This is a genomic window from Micromonospora sp. CNZ299 (assembly GCF_002754415.1).
Genome location: NZ_PEFG01000001.1, coordinates 6,419,490 through 6,439,846, shown reverse-complemented (window position 1 = coordinate 6,439,846; position 20,357 = coordinate 6,419,490). Strand labels below are relative to the sequence as shown.

Sequence of the window (20,357 nt, the reverse complement as noted above, 5' to 3'; positions counted from 1 at the left end):
GGCTGGGCTCATTCAGCCAATCGAAACGGTCGAGGGACGGGTGGGATGGCTTCCCGCAGTGCAAGTTTGCGCACCAAGATTGTGGCCCTGCTGGTCTCACTCGCCGCGCTCTGGGCGTTCGCGGCGTGGGTGACCCTGCGCGACGGGTTCAACGTGCTCGGTGTGCAGACGCTTGACGCGCAGGTCGCCCAACCCAGTGAATCGCTGTTCACCGAGCTCCAGCGGGAGCGCCGGTTGTCGGTGGCCTACCTTGGACGCCGCGACCCGGGCATGGTGCAGCAGCTGCAGGCCCAGCACGAGCGCAGCGAGAAAAAGTCCGCCGCCTTCGCCGAGGCGTCCCGCAACTGGCGCGCCCGATTCGCGTCGAGCGACGAACTGATCACGCGGATCGACGCGGTGATCACCCGGCTGGATGGGCTCGGCCAGATGCGGGAGGCCGTTGTCGCCGGCACGGTGGACCGGGCTGGCGCGGCGGCGGCGTACACCGGGGTCCTCGATGGGCTCTTCCGGGTCTACGGGGCCATGGGTCAGCTCGACGACGAGCAGATCGCCAAGGACACCGTCACCCTCACTCAGCTGTTCCGCGTGCGTGAGCTGATGTCGCAGGAGGACGCCCTCTTCGCCGGCGTCGCGGCGGCGGGTCGAATCAGCGACAAGGAGGCAGCCCAGTTCGCACACCTGGTGGGCGCGCAGCGGTTCCTCGTCTCCGAGGCCCTGGCCGAACTGCCCGAGGCCGACCGCCAGCGGTACCTCCAGATGACCGAGGGACCGGCCTTCACCAAGCTTCAAGCGCTTGAGGACCGCCTGGTCGCCAGCGCTCGACCCAACGCCCCTCTGCCGGTCGCCGCCGACGACTGGCAGGCAGCCCTCGCTCCCGCTCTGGAGGAGCAGGAGGCCGTCGTGCTGGTCGGTGGGGACGCGCTGGTCCAGCGGGCCACCCCGGTCGCGATCTGGGTTGTCATCCGGCTGGTGCTCGCCGCCGGCCTCGGTCTGCTCGCCGTCATCGCCTCCATCGTCGTCTCGATCACCACGGCCCGGGCCCTGCTGCGTCAGCTGGAACGGTTGCGCCAGGCCGCCTGGCAGCTCGCCGACGAGCGGCTGCCCCGGGTGGTGGAGCGCCTGGGTCGCGGCGAGGAGGTCGACGTGGCCACCGAGGCGCCTCCCCTCGACTTCGGCAACAACGAGGTCGGCCAGGTCGGCAAGGCGTTCAACGCGGTGCAGGAGACCGCCCTGCGTACCGCCGTCGAGCAGGCCGAGCTGCGGCGCAACGTCCGCGAGGTCTTCCTCAGCCTGGCCCGGCGTACCCAGGCGTTGGTGCACCGCCAGCTCACCCTGCTGGACGCGATGGAGCGGCGCGAGCACGACGCGGAGGAGCTGGAGGATCTGTTCCGGGTCGACCACCTGGCCACCCGGATGCGGCGTAACGCGGAGAACCTGATCGTCCTCTCCGGCTCGACTCCGGGCCGGGCCTGGCGGCGCAACGTGCCGATGGTCGACGTGGTGCGCGGCGCGGTGGCCGAGGTCGAGGACTACACCCGGGTCAACGTGCTGCCGCTCGGCCCGGTCTCGCTGGCCGGCCGTGCGGTCGGTGACGTCATCCACCTGCTCGCCGAGTTGATCGAGAACGGTCTCTCGTTCTCCCCGCCGCACACCACCGTGGAGGTTCGCGGTCAGCTGGTGGCCAACGGTTTCGCCATCGAGATCGAGGACCGGGGCCTCGGCATGAGCGAGGACGACCTGGCCGCCGCGAACGACCGCATCGTCGACCAGTCGGAGCTGAACCTCGCCAACGCCGCGCGGCTCGGGCTCTACGTGGTGAGCCGGCTGACCGAGCGGCACGGCGTGCGGGTCCGGCTCAAGGAGTCGGCGTACGGCGGCACCACGGCCGTCGTGCTGATCCCGGCGGAGCTGATCCCGGAGGCCGCGGACGCGGAGACCTCCGGCGGGATCCGGACCGGTTCGCCGGCGATCCCGCTGCCCGCGCGGCCGACCGCCCCCTCCGACAGTGTCCGCCCGGCCACCCTGGCGCTGGCCGCGCGGCCGACGGCACCGGGAACGCCCGACTCGGACACACCGCAGGTCACGACCGAGGCGCGGATCGCCACCGGGACGGATGAGGCCGACGGTGCCGAGGCGGACGCGTTGCCCACCCGGCGGCGGACGACGCTGGCCACCGGGACGCTGGCCACCGGGACGCTGGCCACCGGGACGCCGGCCACCGGGACGCCGGCCACCGGGACGCCGGCCACCGGGACGCCGGCCACCGGGACGCCGGAGCTGCCCACGCGGGTCCGGCGTACCCAGGGGCAGCCGGCCCTGGAGGGTCCGACGTTGCCCACCGGCCTGCCCGCGGTCAACGGCGCCCGGCCGACGGCCGGCACGGACCCCATGGAGTCGGACGTTAACGGTGACGACAGGCCCGGACCGGAGCGTGCCGAGGCGGACCGGACGAACGCGGGCCTGCCGGTCCGGGTCCGGCAGGCGAGCATCGCGCCGGAGTTGCGCGACGAGCCCGCGACGGAGAGCGACCACGACGACGTGGTACGCCAGCCGGAGCAGGTGCGCAAGATGATGAGTTCCTACCAGACCGGCACGCGGCGTGGTCGGACCGACGCGGCGCGGCTGCTGGGAGGCGCCTCCGACGCCCAACCGGCAGCGACGCCGGAGCCGACCGAGAATCCGGACGTGACCTGACCGGCTGCCGGTGAGGCGGTCTCCGCGCAGCGTGACGGTCAACCCCAGACGAGTACGGCGACAACGCCGGGCGAGAAGAGGACGACGAAGTGGCCCAGAAGACGGCTTCGAGTGCCGACCTGACGTGGTTGCTGGATGACCTGGTGGGCCGGGTGAAACAGGCGGAGCACGCGGTCGCCCTCTCCAGCGACGGCCTGTTGATGGCCGCCTCCCGAGGGTTGAGCCGGGACGACGGCGAGCACCTCGCAGCGATGGCGGCGGGGATCCAGAGCCTGGCCCGGGGCGCCGGTAAGCGCTTCGGTGGCGGGCAGGTGCAGCAGACCATCATCGAGATGCAGTCGTCGTTCCTGTTCGTCACCGCGGCCGGCCGCAACGCCTGTCTGGCGGTGCTGGCCAGCGATGAGGCCGACGTCGGCCTCATCGCCTACGAGATGGCGATGCTCGTCACCCGCGTCGGCAAGTACGTCGCATCCCCGTCCCGGGGACCTGAGCAGCCGGCCAGCGAGAGGTAGCGGCATGACGGTGCAGGGTGAGGCAGCGGACCATCAGTGGGTGGACGACCATGCGGGTCCGGTCGTGCGCCCGTACGCCATGACGCGCGGTCGGGCCCGCCCCGTCACCGGCACGTTCGACCTGATCTCCCTGGTCACCGCGACCCGAGCCGAGGTCACGCCGGAGGTCGGTATCGGCCCGGAACATCTGGCGATCATCGGGCTGTGCCAGCGCATACAGTCCGTCGCCGAGATAGCCGCCCATCTCGACCTGCCGGTGGGCACCATTCGGGTGCTCCTCGGTGATCTGGCGGCCCGCAGCCTGGTCCAGGTCCGCGAGCCGCAGACCACGGCCGGTCTTCCCGACAACAGCATCTTCGAGGCGGTAATCAATGGACTACGGGCACTCTGACCGGCCGGCGGGAGCCCCCCCACTGCCCACCGCGATCAAGATCCTGGTGGCGGGTGGATTCGGCGTGGGTAAGACCACGATGGTCGGCGCGGTGAGCGAGACCCGACCGTTGCGCACCGAGGAGGTGCTGACGGAGTCGGGGGTCGGCATCGACGACCTGTCCGGGGTGGAAGGCAAGACCACCACCACGGTGGCCATGGACTTCGGCCGCATCACCATCAGCGACGACCTGGTTCTGTACCTGTTCGGCACGCCCGGCCAGGACCGGTTCTGGTTCGTCTGGGACGAGTTGGCACTGGGGGCGATCGGCGCGGTGGTGCTGGCCGACACCCGTAGGCTCGCCGACTGCTTCCCGTCGATCGACTACTTCGAGGGCCGGGGCACGCCGTTCGTGGTCGCGGTGAACTGCTTCGAGGGCGCCCGGTCGTACCGGCTCGACGAGGTGCAGACCGCGCTGAACCTGGACCCGGGTGTGCCGGTGCTGCTCTGCGACGCCCGGCAGCGGGAGTCCAGCAAGGAGGTGCTCGTCACGCTGATGGAGCACGCCATGAAGACCCGCGAGGCCCGCCGCCGTGCCGCCGGAGGAAACTGACCGAGATTTTTTGCGGAAGGGTGTCCGGAACGCTCCCGCCCGATCGTCATGCTGGCGACACCCCGAGAAACCAGGGAGCGACCAGATGAAGTACATGATGTTCGTTTGCAGCGACACCGAGCCGGACAACGACCCGACGGAACTCCCCGACATCCACAAGTGGGTGGCGGAGAACGACGCCCGTGGTCGCCGCCTCACCGGCAACGTGCTGGCTCCGACCACCGCAGCCACCACGGTCCGGGTACGCGGCGGTGAACTGCTCGTCTCCGAGGGGCCGTTCGCGGAGACCATGGAGGTGATCGTGGGCTTCGACCTGCTCGACTGCGCGGACCTGGACGAGGCGATCGAGGTGGCGCGGACGCACCCGATGGCCCGCGAAGGGCGGCTGGAACTGCGCCCGTTCGCGGACCTGTCCGCCTGACGAGTTGTCCACACCGCAGCGCCGGCCGGTACGCCCGCCCGCACCGGCCGGCGCGGTAGCGCCCGCACCGGCCGGCGCGGTGGCGGCTGCGGCGGCGCAGGCCGTCGGCGACGCCAGCGTCGAGGCGTACCCCCGGATCGTCGCGACCCTGATCCGGGTGACCGGGGACTGGGCGCTGGCCGAGGACTGCGCCCAGGAGGCGCTGGCCGTCGCACTGGAGCGCTGGCCCGCCGACGGTGTGCCGGCCAACCCGGGCGGCTGGCTCATGACGGTGGCTCGCAACCGGGCGCTCGACGTGCTGCGACGGGCCACTGTGGAGCGCCGCAAGCTGCACGACCTGGCGCTGCTCACGCCGCCCGAGGGGCAGCCCGACCCGGAGGTGCCGGAGGACGTGGTGGACGACCGACTACGCCTGATCTTCACCTGCTGCCACCCTGCGCTGGCGATCGACGCCCGGGTGGCGCTGACGCTGCGAACCGTCTGCGGTGTGCCGACCGGCGACGTCGCTCGACTCCTGCTGGTCAACGAGTCGACAATGACCCGACGGCTGACCCGGGCCAGGACCCGCATCGCGCAGGCCGGCATTCCATACCGGGTGCCCAGCGGGCCGGCGCTGACCGAGCGGCTGCCCGGCGTCCTCGCCGTGTTGTACCTGCTGTTCACCCGGGGCTACGTCGTCGACGGCGAGCCGGCCTTCGCCGACGAGGCGGTCCGGCTGGCCCGGCTGCTCGACCGGTTGATGCCGAAGCAGTCCGAGGTCGCCGCGCTGCTGGCGCTGTTCCTGTTCCAGCACTCCCGCCGCAACGCCCGTCGGGATGCCGCAGGCAACCTGCTCACCCTGGAACGGCAGGATCGCGCGCGGTGGGACCGTTCGGCCATCGCCGAGGGCCTGGCCGCCCTTTCTCGGGTAAGCCACGACGGGCCGTACGCCTGGCAGGCCCGGATCGCCGCCTGCCACGCCACCGCACCGTCCGCCGACGCCACCGACTGGCCGGCGATCGCAGGGGCCTACGACGCGCTGATCGGCATCCGGCCCTCACCGGTGATCGCGCTCAACCGCGCGGTCGCGCACAGCTACGCGTACGGGCCGTCCGTGGGGTTGGGCCTGCTCGACGCGGCGCAGGCCGGGGGAGGGTTGGACGCCAACCCGCTCGCCGTGGCGGTGCGGGCCGATCTGGTCGCCCGGCAGGGTGACCGGCTGCGGGCCGCCGCGCTGTTCAGGGAGGCCGCGGCGATGGTCGGCTCGGACGCCGAACGCCGTGCGCTGCTCGACCGGGCCAACGAACTCGCCGGGTAGGACAGTGGGGTCAGCCCCGCTTGGCCATAGCCAGGAATCGGGCCCAGGCCGTCGGGTCGAAGGCGAGCGTCGGACCGGCCGGGTCTTTCGAGTCACGTACGCCGATGACGCCCGCGAGGTTGTCGGCCACCTCGACACAGTTTCCGCCGTTGTTGCCACTCCTGGTGCTCTTGCGCCACCGAGCGCCGGTCAGGTCCATGATGCCGCCGCTTCTCTGATGAAATTGAGGGACTGCGCACGCGACAGGGCTCCGTCGCGAATGCGCTCCCACCGTCGATCCAGGCTAGCAAGATCGGCGGTCTTGTCGATGAGCTGCGCCTGCGCCTGGCTGTCGACGTGCGCGACCCGCCCTCCGTCCGGCATCTCCGCCACCGTGAACGGCCCACCGAGGCCCGGGTACATGCCGACGTCGGTGGGCACGACGAACAGCGACACGTTCGGCAGGGCTGCCTGTTCGGCCAGCCGCTCGCACTGCTCGCGCATCATGGCCCGGTCACCGTCGAGGGTGCGCCGGAGAATTCCCTCGTCGAGGACCGCGACGATTCGCAGTGGGCGTTCCCGCCGCAGGATGGCCTGCCGGCTCAGCCGAGCCTCGGCGAGATCATCGGCCGCCGCCTGTACGACTCGATTCATTCCCAGACCCTTCAGAACGTTCCAGACGTCGGAAGGAAATAGTTCTACGCGGTGTGATGGCTTGGCAATCCTCGGCAGGGTGTGTTGAGACAGCGTCGAGGAGGGAGCACAGAATGCCCGAGGACAGGCCCCGGAACCACCCGAAGCCGACGGGCGGCCCGCCACCGGTCAGGCCGAGCCTGCCCCGCCCGACCGGGCCACGGCACCCTCCGTACCGTGGCCCTGGTCGCGCGCCGAACGTCGTACCCGAATCACGCTGGCGGTCCCGGTGCGGCCCGCCGGTCGCGCACACCGCAGACGGCCCACTCTGGACGTGCGACGCCTGCGGTCAGGACTGGCCCTGCCCCACGATGCGAGCGACCCCGACGGACTTCGCCCGCCGAGCGACCCTGATCCCCGAGTTCTCGCGGATCACCCGCCGGGCGATCCGCGACCTGCGCGGCCAGCCGGGCGGCCCCGATCCGGTCGCCATCGTCCGCCGTTTCCTCTGGTTCCTGCCCCTCACCGACGAGGAGGCCCGTGCGGTCGCGCTACGGCTGCGCTGAGGGCCCACCCCGTCGGGCGCCGGGCCGTGATCGACCGGGCCGACGACCTCATCCGCGAGCCACGGAGCACCACGTGCGTGTCCGGCAAGAGCCTCATCCGGACAACCCGAAGTCGCGAGCAACCTCGTCGTTGACCTCGTCGGAATCCCAGTCAGCGGCGAGATCCAGCGCACCGCGCAGAGACCCGCGACCGGTTCGTGTTGTACGACGAAGAGGGATGACCCTGGCGACTGGGGTGCCGGCCCGGCTGATGACGATCTCCTCGCCGTGCTCGACCCGCTCGATGATCCGGGACAGGTTCGTCTTCGCGTCGTGGATGTTGAACTGCGCCGCAGCTTCATCGGCCACCGTGGCACCTCCTCAGCTAAGACGTTAGCCCGTGGCGGGCCCGGCACGAGGAGCGACGCCGAACGCCGCAGGCCCCTCCCCACGTCGGTGGGGAGGGGCCTGCGGCGAAACGGCCGTACGCGATCAGTTGGCGATCATGCGGCGCAGCACGTACTGCAGGATGCCGCCGTGCCGGTAGTAGTCCGCCTCACCGGGGGTGTCGATCCGCACCACGGCGTCGAACTCCACGCCGGTGTCGGTGCTGACCTGCACGGTGCGCGGGGTCTCGCCGTCGTTGAGCGCGGTCACCCCGGTGATGGTGAACGTCTCGGTGCCGGTGAGGCCGAGCGACTCGGCGGTGACATCCACCGGGAACTGCAGCGGCAGCACGCCCATGCCGATGAGGTTGGAGCGGTGGATCCGCTCGTACGACTCGGCGATGACCGCCCGGACGCCCAGCAGCATCGTGCCCTTGGCCGCCCAGTCCCGCGACGAGCCCGAGCCGTACTCCTTGCCGGCCAGCACGACCAGCGGGATGCCGGCCTCCTGGTAGGCCACGGAGGCGTCGTAGATCGAGGTCTGCTCGCCGGTGAGGTGGTTGACGGTGAAGCCGCCCTCCACCCCGGGCACCAGCTGGTTGCGCAGCCGGATGTTGGCGAAGGTGCCCCGGATCATCACCTCGTGGTTGCCCCGGCGGGAGCCGTACGAGTTGAACTCGTGGCGCGGCACGCCGTGCTCGGCGAGGTACGTGCCGGCAGGGGAGTCAGCCTTGATCGAGCCGGCCGGCGAGATGTGGTCGGTGGTCACCGAGTCACCCAGCTTGGCCAGCACCCGGGCACCGGCGATGTCGACGACGGGGCTCGGCTCCTGCTGCATGCCCTCGAAGTACGGGGGCTTGCGCACGTAGGTGGAGTCGTTCTCCCAGGCGAAGGTGTCACCGGTCGGGGTGGGCAGCGACTGCCACCGCTCGTCGCCGGCGAAGACGTCGGCGTACGCGGCGCTGAACCCGGTGGCGCCGATCGCCTGGGCGATGACGTCCTGGATCTCGGCGCTGTTCGGCCAGATCTCACGCAGGTAGACCGGGTTGCCCTCGGTGTCCTCACCGATCGGCTCGTTGGCCAGGTCGATGTCCATCGTGCCGGCGAGGGCGTAGGCGACCACCAGCGGCGGGGACGCCAGGTAGTTCATCTTGACGTCCGGGTTGATCCGGCCCTCGAAGTTCCGGTTGCCGGAGAGCACCGAGACCACCGACAGGTCGTGTTCGTTGACCGCGGCGGACACCTCCTCGGGCAGCGGGCCCGAGTTGCCGATGCACGTGGTGCAGCCGTAGCCGACCAGGTTGAAGCCGAGCTTGTTCAGGTACGGCGTGAGGCCAGCCCGCTCGTAGTAGTCCATGACGACCTTCGAGCCGGGCGCCAGGGTGGTCTTCACCCACGGCTTGCTGGTCAGACCCTTGTCGACGGCGTTACGGGCCAGCAGCGCGGCACCGATCATCACCTGCGGGTTGGACGTGTTGGTGCACGAGGTGATCGCGGCGATCACCACGGCGCCGTGGTCCAGCTCGTACTCGACACCGTCGGCACCGGTGACCCGGACCGGGTTGCTGGCGCGACCGCCGGCACCGACCGCGGCGGTCTCCAGGTCGCGCGGCTCGTCGGCCGGGTCGCTGAACTCGTTGGCCGGCGGGTCGCTGGCCGGGAACGACTCGGCGCTGGCCTCGTCGGCCGGGCCGTTCGCGCCGCGCGGAAGCTCCTCGCGGGGTACGCCCGGCTTGAGGTCACGCTCACCGTTGGAGTCGTCCGCGACGTAGTCGGTCAGCGCGGAGCGGAACAGCGTCTTCGCGGCGCCCAGCGGCACCCGGTCCTGCGGGCGCTTCGGGCCGGCGAGCGACGGCTCGATGGAGCCCAGGTCCAGCTCCAGGCGCTCCGAGTAGTCCGGCTCGGCGTCCGGGTCGTGCCAGAGGCCCTGCTCCTTGGCGTACGCCTCGACGAGCGCGACCTGAGCGGCGTCGCGGCCGGTCAGCTCCAGGTAGCGGATCGTCTCCGCGTCGATCGGGAAGATCGCCACGGTGGAGCCGTACTCCGGGGACATGTTGCCGATGGTGGCCCGGTTGGCCAGCGGCACGGCGCCCACGCCGGGGCCGTAGAACTCCACGAACTTGCCGACCACACCGTGCTTGCGCAGCATCTCGGTGATGGTCAGCACCAGGTCGGTGGCGGTGGTGCCGGCCGGCATCTCGCCGGACAGCTTGAAGCCCACCACCCGGGGGATCAGCATGCTGACCGGCTGGCCGAGCATCGCGGCCTCGGCCTCGATGCCGCCGACGCCCCAGCCCAGCACACCCAGGCCGTTGACCATCGTGGTGTGCGAGTCGGTGCCGACCACGGTGTCCGGGTAGGCTTGGCCGTTGCGCTCCATGATGGTGCGGGCCAGGTACTCGATGTTGACCTGGTGCACGATGCCGGTGCCCGGCGGGACGACCTTGAACTCGTTGAACGCGGTCTGGCCCCAGCGCAGGAACTGGTAACGCTCCTTGTTGCGCTCGTACTCCAGCTCGACGTTGCGGGCGAACGCGTCCTCGCGGCCGAACAGGTCGGCGATCACCGAGTGGTCGATGACCAGCTCGGCTGGGGCGAGGGGGTTGACCTTGCTGGCGTCGCCGCCCAGGTCTCGCACCGCCTCGCGCATGGTGGCCAGGTCGACCACGCAGGGCACGCCGGTGAAGTCCTGCATGAGCACCCGCGCCGGGGTGAACTGGATCTCCACGCTCGGGGCGGCGGTGGAGTCCCACCCGCCGAGCTGACGGATGTGGTCGGCGGTGATGTTCGCGCCGTCCTCGGTCCGCAGCAGGTTTTCCAGCAGGACCTTCAAGCTGTACGGCAGCCGGGCGTGGCCGTCCACCTTGTCGATCTTGAAAATCTCGTAGCTCGCGTCTCCGACGCGTAGCTGGGTCTTCGCACCGAAGGTGTCGAGGCTCGCCACGTCGTACTCCTTCACACCAGCGACCGTGAGTAGTCCTGAGCAGTCTGTCGCACCGGTCGGGGGGCCGCCGAGGTTAGGTGACACTTACCGCCGATTCCGCTCTCAACAAAACCGTACGTCCGTCTTGCTAGTTGTGCAACCCGACTGTCAGCCTCCGGTCCCACCACCATCCCTAGCCTCCTAGGACGCCCTGCGCGGCGTGGACCGGGGCACCCGCGCTCAGGCCCTGCCGCAGTGCGCCGGCGATCGGATCGCCGCGAGTAGGGTTCGAGGCCCGCCGGGGAAGGGGTCACCGTGTTCGATGTCCAGCACTGGCTTGAGTCGCTGCCGCCGATCGCGGTCTACCTGCTCGTCGGCGGGGTGATCGGTGTGGAGAGCATGGGCGTGCCCCTGCCGGGTGAGATCGTCCTGGTCAGCTCCGCCCTGCTCGCCGCCACCGGGGTGGTGGAACCGGAGTGGGTGGCCACCGCCGCGGCCACCGGCGCGATCGTCGGTGACTCCATCGGGTACGCCGTGGGCCGCCGGGGTGGCCGTCCACTGCTCGCCCGACTCGGTCGCCGCTTCCCCCGCCACCTCGGCCCCGCCCAACTTGCCCGCGCGGAACACAGCTTCGCCCGGTACGGAGTCTGGGCCGTGTTCTTCGGTCGCTTCGTGGCACTCCTACGGATCCTGGCCGGGCCGCTCGCCGGGGCACTACACGTGCCGTACCGGCGGTTCCTGCTGGCCAACGCCGCCGGAGGGCTGGTCTGGGCGTTCGGCACCACCTACCTGCTGTTCACCGTGGGCCGGGCAGCCGAGCACTGGCTCAAGGACATCTCCTGGGCCGGGTTGGTCCTCGCCGTGCTTGCCGGCCTCGCCAGCACCTGGTGGCTGCGCCGACGAGCCCATCGGCTGGAGGCCACCGAGCCCCCGGCGCCTGACACCGAGCCCTCGGCGCCCGACACCGAGCTGGCGCGCGCCCACAGCGACACCTGACCTGGACGTGACGAAGGGCCGGATCCCGTGGTGGGGTCCGACCCTTCGGTGTGTGTCTCTTAGCTGGTGGCGTAGCCGCGGGTGGCGATCCAGTCGGCGAGGTGCTCGACGGTGACCTCGTAGGAGGCGGTGTTCGGGTCGGCGGAGTCGGCGATCTTCACCGTGTTGCCGTTGTCGCGGTAGCCGACGACGCTGATGTAGTGCCCGCCCTCGAAGGAGTGGGTGGCACCGTCGGTGTCGGTGGTGGTGCCGGCGATGTTGGCGACCACGGCCCGGCCGTCGTCAACGGTGCGGACGATGTCGGCGCGCAGCTTGTCGGTCTGCTTATCGTCGGCCGCGGGCGTGCTGATCTCTACGGACCGGTAGGCGTCGTTCTTGCCGGTTTCCTTGTTCAGCACGGGGGTGATGTCGTTGATGGAGTTGGTGCCGGCCTCGGTGGTGCCCATCTCCTTGGCCATCGCGTCGACGCTGATGTTCTTGCCCTGCACGCTCAAGGCGTTACGGGCGGCGGCGGGTCCGCAGTAGTAGAAGTTCGGCTGCGCCTCGTAGCGCACACCCAGCTGACGCTCACCAGCAGGCTTGCGGTCAGACTGCGTCTGCGACGCCGGCTTGGCATCGGTCGCGGCGTACGCGGCGGTGACGGGTCCGACGATGGCGCCGCCGGTGAAGGCGAGGCCAGCGGCGGTGAGTGCGGTCTTACGAATCAGATCGGTACGCATGATGGCGTGCTCCTCTGCATCGGGGGTGTCCGCACGGCACGTCACACAAGGGGGAACGGCGACCGTGCGGGAAAGTCTCGGGGGGAACGCCGGCGATCCCCGGGGGGACCTGCTCGGGCGTTGCCCGGGGGGTGTAACCGGGGCGGCCCGGTGGGTGTTCCCGGCCCGGGGCGCCGTGCCCGGCGACTCGAAGTCGCGGTGGCATGCCAGGTATAACGACCCCGCCCGGCCCACGATTCCGCCGCCGGGGTGGCACCGACCACGCGACACCTACCCCGAAACCGGACACCCGCCCCAGACCGCTTCCCCGAACGGGACATCCAGCGCAGACGGGACGTCGAGGCGGCCCAGCCACCGGAGTCCGAGCCTGGCGTCCACGAGGCGAGTACCTGGTCCGCGACGTGCTGCCTGCAGGCAACATCTAGGCTCTGACCGAGAGGGGCGGATCATGAACGCTGCATGTTGCCGGGCTCCGGTTTCCTCCCGGCCCAGGGTCGGCCGATGAGCGCACTGGCATTTCTGAACATCGCCATGCACGGGCACATCAATCCGACGTTGCCCGTCGTGGCTGAGCTTGTTCGTCGTGGTCACTCCGTCACGTACCACACCACGCCCGCCTACGCCGAGGAGATCGCGGCCACCGGCGCGCGGGTGCTCCTCTACTCCGGCGCCGACCTACCGCTCTCCGGCCCGCCGACGCCGGTCACGCTGATGGAGCAGCTCGCGCGTACCGCCGTCCGCGTACTACCCGCCATTCTCGCGGACCTGCGTGGCTTCCGTCCCGACCTGATCGTGCACGACTCCCTCTGCCCATGGGGGCCGGTGGCCGCCCGGGAACTCGGTGTGCCGGCCGCATCCTCGTTCACCACGTTCGCGTTCAATCGGCGCGTGCCCAGCCCCACCCGCGGTTCCTGGGATTTGCTCACCGCGGCTGCGGCCCTGCCCCGACCCACGGGGGGTTACCTGAAATCGCGGTGGGAACTGCGCCGCCGGTACGACACACGGGCGGTGCCTCTGATCGACTGGGCCAACATCCGTCAACCACTCAACTTGGTCTACACCTCGCGGGCGTTCCACCCCGAGGCCGACAGTTTCGACCAGTCCTACCAGTTCGTCGGACCGAGCATCGGTGCCCGCCCAGCAGACTCGTCGTTTCCGGTCGATCGCCTTCGGGACCCGGTGATGTACGCCTCGATGGGCACGGTGTTCGACGCCCCCCGGCTACTGCGCTGCTTCGTCGACGCGCTCGCCCCACTGGGTGGCACCGTGATCGTCTCCACCGGACACACCGATCCCGCCGCGCTCGGCTCGCTGCCGGCGAACGTGATCGCCCGCCGTTCCGTACCGCAGTTGGAGGTGCTGTCCCGCGCAGCACTGTTCGTCACCCACGGTGGGGTGAACAGCGCCAACGAGGCCCTGTACGCGGGCACCCCGATGCTGGTGGTGCCGCAGGGAGCTGACCAGCTGCTGGTGGCTTCCCGCATCGTCGAGCTCGACGTCGGCCTGTCGGTCAGGACCCAGGACATCACGGTGGAGGCCGTGCGCGCCCTCGCCCAGCGCCTGCTCGACGAGCCGGGGTTCCGGGCTGCCGCGAACATTCTTCAGGTCGCTCAGCGTGAGGCGGGAGGCTACTCCCGTGCTGCCGACGTACTCGAGCGTTTCCTGCAACAGACCGGCTCGGTCACCCCACCGGGCTCTGCCGACCTGCCACCGCAAGGCTGACCGATGTCCGCTGCCGTCGCCATCCTGCTGCTGTTCGCTGGGCTGTCCGAGGCTGCCGGGCGTCTCCTGCCCGTGGTGGCACGGTTGTCCGGTGTGTCTCGTGCCAAAGTCGTCGGGTTGATGCTCGCGGGTGCGTTTGTCGATGGAGCGGTCTTCGCGCTCTGGCCGCTGTCCGCGTGGGCCCTCGCCGGTCTGGTGCTGCCCACCTCGCCGTCCGACAACGCCGCGCTGGTCTGGACACCTGGCCTGGCAGCCCCGCTGCTCCTTGCTGCGGTCCTCGCGTTTCCGCTGCTGGGGCCGCTGCTGCACCTGTTGCTGATGGTAGGAGTGGGCGCCGGCCTCACCGGTGCGCTCGCCACGACGGCCGGAGTCGGCTGGTGGGAGGCCGCTGGCTGCGTAGCGGTCGCGGGAGTTGGGCTCGGTGTCTCCGTCGAGGCCGTCCGCCGCCTGGTCGTGCGACTCAACACGACACGAGCAGCGGAGGCACGTACGTGATCGGGCTTGCGTTCCTGCTGTTGCTCGGCGGGCTGGGACTGGTGCTGATCGCCGAGGCTCTGCTTGCTCGCTACGAGGTGCTGGTCTACGCCGCAGGATGGCGGACACCCACGATCGCACGTCCCACAGGCAAGCCCTACGCCCGCGGTGCGGACCCGGACCGACCTCCGGACGCCTACCTGGTCTATCTGGACGGCATTGGAAAACGCCGTTTCCACGACACCCGCGACGGTGGCCGCCTGGTCAAGAACCTGATCAACGGAGCGCCGGAACTCAGGGTGTTGGGCCAGGTGCAGCCCTACTCCCCGCTGGCCCTCCCGCTCGCCGACCGGCCGGTATGGACATGGGTGCGTCGCCACATCGGGCTGCTGCTGTTCCTGCACAACGTGATGCAGATCTTCGTCGCCGCCGACCGCCGGTACCGCCCCCTGTACAACCGTGCCGTTGGCTCACAGATCGCCACCGAACTCCGGGTCGCCGGCTACCGGCCGGACAGCGGTATACCCGTGGTGCTCCTCAGCTACAGCGGTGGTGCCCAGGTCGCCAGTGGCGCGGTGAACCAACTGTGGTCCGAGCTGCGCACCCCGCTCTGGCTGATCACTCTTGGCGGGTTCCACAACGGCGCCAACGACATCACCCATGCCCAGCACCTCGACCGGCTCACCAGTGCGGGTGACTGGATTGAGCGGGTCGGCACCTGGATCTTCCCCCAGCGGTGGCGGCTGTTCCGCCGGAGCGGATGGAACCGGGCCGACCGCGAAGGAAAGATCACCGTGCACCGGCTCGACCCCGCGACCCACATCGGTCCGCGCAGCTACATCGCACCGGAGGCCAGGTTGCCCGACGGCCGCAGCCACCTGGAGCGGACCACCGACACCGTGATCGCGCTGATTCGGAATCGCCTCAGCGTGACGACGGAGACCGACGGTCCGCTGCCCTGAACGCCTACACGTCGGCGTTCAGACCCGCCTGCTGGTTCGCCTCTGCCTGCGGGAGCCCGGACACCTGAAGCAGTTGACTGACGACAACGCGCAGTTGCGAGACGACGACAGCCCCGGAGGACCCAAGCCCTTCGGCGCATGCCTCGTTGATGTCGACGACCACCTGTAGTGCTCGTTTCCGCGCACGATCCGGCTCCCGTCCGGCCAGGAAGTCACGGTGCAGAAGCCTGAACGCCTGGCCGAAATGCTCGATCGCCGTTGACAGACCGGTCGGCAGTGGCTCCCGGGCGTGTAGGGCCGACACCGCCCACTGCACCATCTCGCGGCTGCTGGTGTAGGCGAGTTCGAGGTGCTCGGCCGCGTTCGCGTACCGGCGCATGATGCCCAGCCGACGCCTGCGCCAGGGTGAGAGAAGCGCGACCTCGCACGCTGCGGCCACCACTTCGGTCGTGTTGCGTCGGTCCGCCTCTGCCGCACGTAGTCGTTGCAGGGACTCCTCGGCCTGCCGCGAGTCGCGGTGAGCCAGCGCCCCAGCGGTAGCGGTCATTTCGCGGGCGATGGCATCGACTGTCGGGCCGGCGGCGCGGTGCACGATCCGCACCGGGTTGAGTGGCAGGATCAGCAGAGCCACGACAATTGCCACCAATACGCCGACCAGCGCGTTAGCCGTCCGTGGCACGGCCAGATCCGGTCGTTCCGGAGACACCGTTCCCAGCAGAACGGCCGTGCTTCCGGCCTGCACCATGACGGCGCCGGTGCCTCGAAAAAGGGCTGCTGCCGAAATGGCCAACGCCACGACCACGCCGGTCTGTATCGGTCCCGCCCCGATGAACCGGATGATCCCGTTCCCAACCAGCACCCCCAGGATCACCCCGGCGAGAAGCTCCAGGGTTCGCCGGGCCCGATTGCCGATGGCCGCCGCGATGGTGCCGACCGCGGCGGCGGGGGCGAACAGAGGCTGCGGATTGTGCAGCACGTCGCTCGCGATGAACCAGGCCAACCCGGCGGCCAGACCCGCCTGCACCGCGAGGATGAGGTAGGTGCGAAGCCGTTCGTAGGCCTCCCGGCCTTCGCGCAACGCACTCTCCGCCGGGCGGGCACCCCGACGTCTGCTGCGCACCTCTCACCTCCCACCGTCGACTGGCCTCTCTGACGATCGTCGTACGGCGGTGAACGTCGGGTGTGGGAGATCCCCAATCTGATCCGCCGCCGTGGGAAGCCGCTCATCCGCGCGGTGCCATCGGGTGGGCGGGCCGGGTGTCGCGGCCCGTCGTGCTGACGGATGACGAGCCTGACCTGGCCAGGAGGGGTCGGTCAGGTCGCCTTCAGCAGGTCGAGGACTGCATCTCGGGCGGTCACGACGGCGGCCTCCGACTGTGGGTTGTGGTCGAGGATGTCGAAGCTGTGTTGGCCGTCCGGCACCTCGATCACCTGTATCGGCCAGCCGTGCGCGGTCGCCGCCGGGAGGAACGCTTCGATGCCGGCCAGGACCGGTGGGATGTCCCGTCCGGCCCGGGTCAGCACCAGAGGAACGTGCGCACCGGAGTCGAGTGCGTCGACGGGCAGGAACCGGCTGTCGACCTCCCAGCCGGGGAAGGGGACGAGCAGCGGGTAGGTGAGCGCGATCCCGCGTAGCCACGGTGGTGCCGAGCGCAGCCAGTCGGCTGCGAAGAGGCCCCCGCCGGAGAAGAACCACAGCACTACCCGCTCGGGGTCGACGCGCGGGTCGGCGCGGACCTGCTCGACCATCGCGGCGATGTCGTCGGCCGCGGCGGGAAGGGCCGACAGGTCGGTTACCTGGTAGCTGATCACTGCGGTGACCACGCCGCTGTCGGCGAGCAGTGCGCCGTAGCCGCGGTAGAGAAGCCAGCCGCGGGGGTCGGCTGCGTCGGGCGGCAGAGGGGCGCCGTGCACCACCACGACGGCGGGGGCGGGGTCGGTGCGGGTGGGCAGGTGCAGGTCGACGTTGCCGTGCCGTTCGACGGGCGCGGCAGGGGGTGACAGGACGAAGGGCCGCTGTGCGACAGGCGTCGTCATGCCCCGATGATATCGATCATGCGCCTGCTCAGGTGCCCCGTCGACGATCCACAGGGGTGGGTGATCAGGCGGGGTCGCTGGGCTTCGCGGCGTCGCCGGCCTGGGCGTGTCGTTCCAGCAGCCGCTGCCGGATCTCTTCCGGGGTGTACGCGCGTCGGCGCCGTTCAGCGCGCGCGATGACCACGCCGGAAGCCGCGACGCCGGCGAGGCCGGCGAGCCCGAGAACCTTCCACCACCGCATTCGTTGCCGCATCGGCCTAGGCTAGACCCTCATGAGCATCAGCCTGGATGAGGCCGTCGAGTTGACCCGCACCGGTGACGTGTGGGTGTTCCGGGGTCGCAGCGTGCCGGACCGGGCGATCCAGTTCACCACCAACAGCCCGGTCAACCACGTCGGGATGGCCGTGGTTCTCGATGACATGCCGCCGTTGATGTGGCACGCGGAGCTGGGCAGGTCGCTGCCCGATCTGTGGTCGGGCAACCACCAGCGTGGCGTCCAGTTGCACGACCTGCGGGACGCGGTCTGCGTGTGGGCCAACCGGTACGGTCAACGGGCCTGGCTGCGGCAACTCGACCCGCCGGCCGACGGGGAGATGGAGCGGGCGGTGCTGCGGACGATCGCGCGGTTGGACGGCACGCCGTTCCCGTCGACGGCCCAGTTGGCGTGGCGGTGGGTGCGTGGTCGGGTGCCGGCTCTGCCGCACCCCGGCAAGCTTGCGCTGCCGCGGCTCGGCCGCCTGGCGCTGCCGCACCTTGGCCGGCGGGCACCACAGTCGACGCCGACCGGAGCGACTCCGTCCACCCCGGCGGAGCGGGATCGGGCACTGGAGACGGCGTACTGCGCCGAGGTGGTCGCGGTGACCTACGAGGCGATGGGGTTGCTGTCGGCGGGGCGGCGTCCGAACTGGTACGACCCGGGGCGGTTCTGGAGTGGGGACGACCTGGGTCTGGCCAAGGATGCCAGGCTGGGTTCGGAGATTGAGGTACGTGTACCGCCTCGTTGAGGTTTGACCTGGCCGGTGACCGGCAATTGCCCTTGCCGTGAACGCTCCCACGAATCTCGACACGTTGGCCGACTTCTTCGACCGGTACGGCGTGGCGCTGACCTCCGGCGACCTGCCGGCTCTCGCCGGCTGTTACGCCCTCCCGGGGTTGGTGGTGGCCGACACCTACAGCTTCTCGTTCACGTCACCGGCGGCGGTGGCGTTGTCCTTCGTGGGCGCCGCACCCGACTACCAGGAGCGGGAGCTGATCGCGGCGCATGCCCGGATCGAGGACGTGCAGCCGCTGTCCGCGCTGTTGACGATGGTGGCGGTGGAGTGGGAGTTCCTGGACAGCCGCGGGCAGTCGGTGCCGGGGGAGCGGTACCGCTATCTGCTGCGGACCGTGGACGAGGGGCCGCTCATCTGCACTGTCGTCCGGACGGCCTGACCGAGCGGGAACGTCCGCCGGGGCGGGCCGTTTTCCGTGGCGCGTCGGCCGGTCGGCCCGATCCGTACCCGCCTGGTTCCCGGTTTGGCCGGTGCTGGCTACGCTGTCGCGTCGGTGGGGGACGAGGGGAGACCTGATGGCGGTGCGGCCGGACGGTGCGACGGGGACGCGGGCGGCTCGGGTGTTGGCATCGGTGCCGTGGATCGTGGTGCTGCTCGGTGTGTGTGCGCTGGTGGTGCTCCTGGTGATCGCGCTGCTGTCGTTCCGGACCAGGGAGCGCGACGCCAGACCGCAGGCCGCGCCTCCGGTGTTCCTGCCGACCGTGCCGGCTGCGGCGTCGGCGACGGGTGGGCCGAGTCCGGCTGGTGTGGAGCGGCGTTCGGTGTCGCCTCGGCCGTCGCGCAGCAGTCGGACGCCGTCGCCACGCGCCAGCGTGACCGGCTCCCCGACGCCGGGGCGGACGAGCGCCCCGGCGGTGTCGACGCCCCTGGTGGCGAAGACGGTCAGCGCCCGGTACGAGGTCGGCACGAGCGGCCGGGACGGGGACGCGGCGGTGCTGTCGATCGCGAACGAGTCGAGCCGGTCGGTGGACTGGGTGGTGGAGTTGACGTTCGACGACGACCTGTGGGCACTGCGCATCGCTGACGACGAGGGGATCTCGGTGCGGGGGCGCGGCAACGGCGAGTTCGTGTTGCGGGGGACCCGTTCGCTGGACCCGGGTGGTTCGCGGACGCTGCGGCTGCGCCTCGGGTGGGGTGAGTCCGCCGAGCGGCCGCGCCGGTGCACGATCAACGGGATCGACTGCCGGCTCGGCTGAGCTGGTTTCGGGCCGTGGGTGCGGCGGCGGCGCTTCCCGGCCCGCCCGCCGGTCGCTACGCTGCCCGGACGGTCCGCTGAGGGAGGTACATGTCCGGCATGCGTCGCTTCCCGCGACTGTCGCCCGGTCCGGTCGCCATCGTGTCGTCGCCCTGGATCGTGGTGGGCGCTGGTGTCGTCGTGATGGTGGTGCTGCTCTTCGTGGCCCTGGGCACGTACCGGGGGCCTGATCCGGCCCCGGACGGCGCGTCGGCTCCGCCGGCGTTGCCGCTGCCGTCGGCGGAGGCCGCGCCGAGCGAACCCGCACCGGCGTCGTCGCCGGCAGGTGCGTTGCCGGGGTTGTCCGCGCGTGCGAGCGGGTTGCCCCCGAGCGCCGCGACGCCGTCGCCGTCGGTCGCCCCGTCTGTCGGGTCGACGGGTCGGCCGACGGTGACGCGGTCGCCGAGTCGGGCGGCGCAGGTGCAGCCGGCGGTGACTGGCCGGTACCGGGTGGTGCAGAGCTTCGACGGGGGATTCATCGGCGAGGTGTCGATGGTCAACGCGTCGCCCCAGAGCCGTGGTTGGACGGTGCGGCTGGAGTTCTCCGGCGGACGGTTCGTGACCGCCTGGGTGGAGGGCGTTCCGCAGGGGACGGTGCGGCAGTCCGGCGACGGCTTCACGTACGTCAGTGGGGTGGACGTGCGGCCCGGTGGCTCGGCGTCGTTGCGGTTCCACATGGAGCGGACGTCGGGTACGCCGCGGCTGTGCACTGTCGACGGGGTGCGCTGCGGCGGGCTCTGAGCCGCGTTTCCGCAAGGACTCTGCTGTGTTGCGACTGTGTTTGCAAG

22 protein-coding genes and 1 pseudogene are annotated in these 20,357 nt (G+C 70.6%); 15 read left to right on the top strand and 8 right to left on the bottom strand.

All coding sequences use genetic code 11. The features are described from left to right. The first annotated feature begins 66 nt into the window (after window positions 1–66). The 6 genes from CLT68_RS29025 (at window position 67) to CLT68_RS29000 (ending at window position 5,907) form a co-directional block, all read left to right on the top strand. Window positions 67–2,694 carry a nitrate- and nitrite sensing domain-containing protein gene (locus tag CLT68_RS29025; protein WP_486482373.1) on the top strand — a complete coding sequence of 876 codons (2,628 nt, stop codon included), beginning with the start codon at window positions 67–69 and terminating at the stop codon, window positions 2,692–2,694. Between the two features lie 89 nt (window positions 2,695–2,783). Continuing rightward, window positions 2,784–3,206, top strand: coding sequence for a roadblock/LC7 domain-containing protein (locus CLT68_RS29020; RefSeq protein WP_088949213.1), 423 nt, complete (start codon window positions 2,784–2,786; stop codon window positions 3,204–3,206). 4 nt (window positions 3,207–3,210) lie between these two features. Next, window positions 3,211–3,597: a DUF742 domain-containing protein gene (locus CLT68_RS29015; protein ID WP_088949212.1), complete on the top strand. Its 387-nt coding sequence runs from the start codon at window positions 3,211–3,213 to the stop codon at window positions 3,595–3,597. Then, window positions 3,578–4,189, top strand: coding sequence for a GTP-binding protein (locus tag CLT68_RS29010; RefSeq protein ID WP_088949211.1), 612 nt, complete (start codon window positions 3,578–3,580; stop codon window positions 4,187–4,189). Before CLT68_RS29015 ends, CLT68_RS29010 begins: the two co-directional genes overlap by 20 nt. 85 nt (window positions 4,190–4,274) lie before the next feature. Next, window positions 4,275–4,610, top strand: coding sequence for a YciI family protein (locus CLT68_RS29005; RefSeq protein ID WP_099855746.1), 336 nt, complete (start codon window positions 4,275–4,277; stop codon window positions 4,608–4,610). Between the two features lie 79 nt (window positions 4,611–4,689). Next, entirely contained in the window at window positions 4,690–5,907 is a 1,218-nt protein-coding gene (locus CLT68_RS29000) for a sigma-70 family RNA polymerase sigma factor (RefSeq protein WP_099855743.1), read from the top strand. Window positions 5,908–5,917: 10 nt separating this feature from the next. Here CLT68_RS29000 and CLT68_RS28995 read toward each other — a convergent pair whose 3' ends face one another. Beyond that, window positions 5,918–6,106, bottom strand: a complete 189-nt coding sequence (locus CLT68_RS28995) for a DUF397 domain-containing protein (protein WP_099855741.1) — start codon at window positions 6,104–6,106, stop codon at window positions 5,918–5,920. Further along, window positions 6,097–6,522 (bottom strand): annotated as a pseudogene (locus tag CLT68_RS28990) (DUF5753 domain-containing protein); the annotation flags it as partial. The pseudogene CLT68_RS28990 and the gene CLT68_RS28995, both read right to left, overlap by 10 nt. Before the next feature lie 368 nt (window positions 6,523–6,890). On the opposite strand from CLT68_RS28990, the gene CLT68_RS28985 reads away from it, so the two are divergent. After that, window positions 6,891–7,085 (top strand): hypothetical protein, encoded by a 195-nt coding sequence (locus CLT68_RS28985; protein ID WP_231927096.1) that lies wholly within the window; start codon window positions 6,891–6,893, stop codon window positions 7,083–7,085. Between the two features lie 93 nt (window positions 7,086–7,178). On the opposite strand, the gene CLT68_RS28980 is transcribed toward CLT68_RS28985, so the two are convergent. Further along, window positions 7,179–7,433 carry a type II toxin-antitoxin system prevent-host-death family antitoxin gene (locus CLT68_RS28980; protein WP_099855737.1) on the bottom strand — a complete coding sequence of 85 codons (255 nt, stop codon included), beginning with the start codon at window positions 7,431–7,433 and terminating at the stop codon, window positions 7,179–7,181. Between the two features lie 123 nt (window positions 7,434–7,556). Then, a complete protein-coding gene (locus tag CLT68_RS28975) occupies window positions 7,557–10,409 on the bottom strand; it encodes an aconitate hydratase (protein ID WP_099855735.1) in 2,853 nt (950 codons plus the stop codon). A 279-nt stretch (window positions 10,410–10,688) separates the two neighbouring features. Here CLT68_RS28975 and CLT68_RS28970 point away from each other — a divergent pair, with 279 nt between their 5' ends. Then, complete coding sequence (locus CLT68_RS28970) at window positions 10,689–11,369, top strand: DedA family protein (RefSeq protein WP_099855733.1); 681 nt, start codon at window positions 10,689–10,691, stop codon at window positions 11,367–11,369. A gap of 59 nt (window positions 11,370–11,428) precedes the next feature. Here the strand turns inward: CLT68_RS28970 and CLT68_RS28965 are convergent, their stop codons facing one another. Next, complete coding sequence (locus CLT68_RS28965) at window positions 11,429–12,088, bottom strand: C39 family peptidase (protein ID WP_099855731.1); 660 nt, start codon at window positions 12,086–12,088, stop codon at window positions 11,429–11,431. Between the two features lie 501 nt (window positions 12,089–12,589). Between CLT68_RS28965 and CLT68_RS28960 the strand changes: the two genes are divergently transcribed. Genes CLT68_RS28960 through CLT68_RS28950 form a run of 3 tightly spaced genes read left to right on the top strand, consistent with a single transcriptional unit; the run spans window position 12,590 to window position 15,246 of the window. Further along, window positions 12,590–13,810 (top strand): macrolide family glycosyltransferase, encoded by a 1,221-nt coding sequence (locus CLT68_RS28960; RefSeq protein ID WP_099857774.1) that lies wholly within the window; start codon window positions 12,590–12,592, stop codon window positions 13,808–13,810. Between the two features lie 3 nt (window positions 13,811–13,813). Then, window positions 13,814–14,305 (top strand): hypothetical protein, encoded by a 492-nt coding sequence (locus CLT68_RS28955; protein WP_099855729.1) that lies wholly within the window; start codon window positions 13,814–13,816, stop codon window positions 14,303–14,305. Beyond that, on the top strand, window positions 14,302–15,246 hold the full coding sequence (locus CLT68_RS28950) for a hypothetical protein (RefSeq protein ID WP_199177175.1): 945 nt from the start codon (window positions 14,302–14,304) through the stop codon (window positions 15,244–15,246). The genes CLT68_RS28955 and CLT68_RS28950 overlap by 4 nt, the downstream gene beginning before the upstream one ends. 4 nt (window positions 15,247–15,250) lie before the next feature. On the opposite strand, the gene CLT68_RS28945 is transcribed toward CLT68_RS28950, so the two are convergent. The 3 genes from CLT68_RS28945 to CLT68_RS28935 all read right to left on the bottom strand — a co-directional run bounded on the left by CLT68_RS28945 (window position 15,251) and on the right by CLT68_RS28935 (window position 17,536). Continuing rightward, the gene (locus tag CLT68_RS28945; RefSeq protein WP_486482372.1) at window positions 15,251–16,324 is read right to left on the bottom strand and encodes an FUSC family protein; all 1,074 of its coding nucleotides are present in this window, start codon (window positions 16,322–16,324) and stop codon (window positions 15,251–15,253) included. A gap of 236 nt (window positions 16,325–16,560) precedes the next feature. Continuing rightward, window positions 16,561–17,283 carry a dienelactone hydrolase family protein gene (locus CLT68_RS28940; protein ID WP_099855725.1) on the bottom strand — a complete coding sequence of 241 codons (723 nt, stop codon included), beginning with the start codon at window positions 17,281–17,283 and terminating at the stop codon, window positions 16,561–16,563. Window positions 17,284–17,347: 64 nt separating this feature from the next. Next, window positions 17,348–17,536, bottom strand: a complete 189-nt coding sequence (locus CLT68_RS28935; protein ID WP_099855723.1) for a hypothetical protein — start codon at window positions 17,534–17,536, stop codon at window positions 17,348–17,350. Window positions 17,537–17,555: 19 nt separating this feature from the next. On the opposite strand from CLT68_RS28935, the gene CLT68_RS28930 reads away from it, so the two are divergent. The 4 genes from CLT68_RS28930 (at window position 17,556) to CLT68_RS28915 (ending at window position 20,310) form a co-directional block, all read left to right on the top strand. After that, window positions 17,556–18,287: a hypothetical protein gene (locus CLT68_RS28930; protein ID WP_099855721.1), complete on the top strand. Its 732-nt coding sequence runs from the start codon at window positions 17,556–17,558 to the stop codon at window positions 18,285–18,287. A gap of 37 nt (window positions 18,288–18,324) precedes the next feature. After that, a complete protein-coding gene (locus CLT68_RS28925) occupies window positions 18,325–18,714 on the top strand; it encodes a hypothetical protein (protein WP_099855719.1) in 390 nt (129 codons plus the stop codon). A 136-nt stretch (window positions 18,715–18,850) separates the two neighbouring features. Next, entirely contained in the window at window positions 18,851–19,531 is a 681-nt protein-coding gene (locus CLT68_RS32750; RefSeq protein WP_143743290.1) for a hypothetical protein, read from the top strand. An 89-nt stretch (window positions 19,532–19,620) separates the two neighbouring features. Further along, window positions 19,621–20,310, top strand: coding sequence for a cellulose binding domain-containing protein (locus CLT68_RS28915; RefSeq protein WP_099855716.1), 690 nt, complete (start codon window positions 19,621–19,623; stop codon window positions 20,308–20,310). The last annotated feature ends 47 nt before the right edge of the window (window positions 20,311–20,357 follow it).

Bases quoted from the DNA above. Each gene is read 5' to 3' on its own strand.
- CLT68_RS28940 (WP_099855725.1), bottom strand. From the start codon at position 17,283: ATGACGACGCCTGTCGCACAGCGGCCCTTCGTCCTGTCACCCCCTGCC.
- CLT68_RS29005 (WP_099855746.1), top strand. From the start codon at position 4,275: ATGAAGTACATGATGTTCGTTTGCAGCGACACCGAGCCGGACAACGAC.
- CLT68_RS28955 (WP_099855729.1), top strand. From the start codon at position 13,814: ATGTCCGCTGCCGTCGCCATCCTGCTGCTGTTCGCTGGGCTGTCCGAG.
- CLT68_RS28960 (WP_099857774.1), top strand. From the start codon at position 12,590: ATGAGCGCACTGGCATTTCTGAACATCGCCATGCACGGGCACATCAAT.
- CLT68_RS28915 (WP_099855716.1), top strand. From the start codon at position 19,621: ATGTCCGGCATGCGTCGCTTCCCGCGACTGTCGCCCGGTCCGGTCGCC.
- CLT68_RS32750 (WP_143743290.1), top strand. From the start codon at position 18,851: ATGGCGGTGCGGCCGGACGGTGCGACGGGGACGCGGGCGGCTCGGGTG.
- CLT68_RS28935 (WP_099855723.1), bottom strand. From the start codon at position 17,536: ATGCGGCAACGAATGCGGTGGTGGAAGGTTCTCGGGCTCGCCGGCCTC.
- CLT68_RS29010 (WP_088949211.1), top strand. From the start codon at position 3,578: ATGGACTACGGGCACTCTGACCGGCCGGCGGGAGCCCCCCCACTGCCC.
- CLT68_RS28965 (WP_099855731.1), bottom strand. From the start codon at position 12,088: ATGCGTACCGATCTGATTCGTAAGACCGCACTCACCGCCGCTGGCCTC.
- CLT68_RS28985 (WP_231927096.1), top strand. From the start codon at position 6,891: ATGCGAGCGACCCCGACGGACTTCGCCCGCCGAGCGACCCTGATCCCC.
- CLT68_RS29015 (WP_088949212.1), top strand. From the start codon at position 3,211: ATGACGGTGCAGGGTGAGGCAGCGGACCATCAGTGGGTGGACGACCAT.
- CLT68_RS28995 (WP_099855741.1), bottom strand. From the start codon at position 6,106: ATGGACCTGACCGGCGCTCGGTGGCGCAAGAGCACCAGGAGTGGCAAC.
- CLT68_RS28930 (WP_099855721.1), top strand. From the start codon at position 17,556: ATGAGCATCAGCCTGGATGAGGCCGTCGAGTTGACCCGCACCGGTGAC.